The organism is Phytoactinopolyspora endophytica (assembly GCF_004138495.1).
Lineage (GTDB): Bacteria > Actinomycetota > Actinomycetes > Jiangellales > Jiangellaceae > Phytoactinopolyspora > Phytoactinopolyspora endophytica.
Genome location: NZ_ML142865.1, coordinates 23629 through 24569, shown reverse-complemented (window position 1 = coordinate 24569; position 941 = coordinate 23629). Strand labels below are relative to the sequence as shown.

Genomic DNA, 941 nt, shown 5'->3' with positions numbered 1-941 from the left:
GCACGCCGTCGGCCAGCAGGTCACCGTAGATACCGGTGGCCGCGTTGAAGCCGTGCCCCGGGGTCCCCTCGGAGACCTTGGAGACGACGATGTAACCGTTCTCGCCGGCGTTCTCCGCGATCCAGCGCAGCGGCTCGGACAGGGCGTCGCGAACAATGCTCACGCCGACCTTCTCGTCACCGGTCAGCCCGAGGTCACCGTCGAGCGCCGACCGAGCGTGCACGAGCGCCGCACCGCCACCAGAGACGATGCCTTCCTCGATCGCCGCACGAGTAGCCGAGACGGCGTCCTCGATACGGTGCTTGCGCTCCTTGAGCTCCACCTCGGTGGCGGCACCGACCCGGATGACGCCGACGCCGCCGGCCAGCTTGGCCAGCCGCTCCTGGAGCTTCTCGCGGTCCCAGTCGGAGTCGGAGTTCTCGATCTCGGCGCGGATCTGGTCGACTCGGGCCTGCACGTCGGCCTGAGAGCCGGCGCCGTCGACCACGGTCGTCTCGTCCTTCGTCACGACGATCCGGCGAGCGGTACCGAGAACCTCGAGACCCACCTGGTCCAGCTTCAGACCGACCTCTTCGGCGACGACCTGTCCGCCGGTGAGCACAGCGAGGTCCTGCAGCATGGCCTTGCGACGGTCGCCGAAGCCCGGTGCCTTCACGGCAACCGAGGTGAACGTGCCGCGGATCTTGTTGACGACGAGCGTCGACAACGCCTCGCCCTCGACGTCCTCGGCGACGATCAGCAGCGGCTTGCCGGCCTCGACGACCTTCTCCAGCAACGGCAGCAGGTCCGCCATGGCGGAGATCTTGCCCTGGGTGATCAGGATGTAGGCATCCTCCAGGATGGTCTCCTGCCGCTCCGCGTCGGTGACGAAGTGCGGGCTGAGGAAGCCCTTGTCGAACTGCATTCCCTCGGTGAACTCGAGCTCGGTGCCGAAGGTCTGC

At 67.7% G+C, this 941-nt stretch carries 1 protein-coding gene; it reads right to left on the bottom strand.

Features of this window, described 5'->3' with window-relative positions; all coding sequences use genetic code 11:
- A partial coding sequence (gene groEL / locus ELR45_RS41510; RefSeq protein ID WP_240760152.1) for a chaperonin GroEL occupies window positions 1-941 on the bottom strand: 941 nt, incomplete at both ends.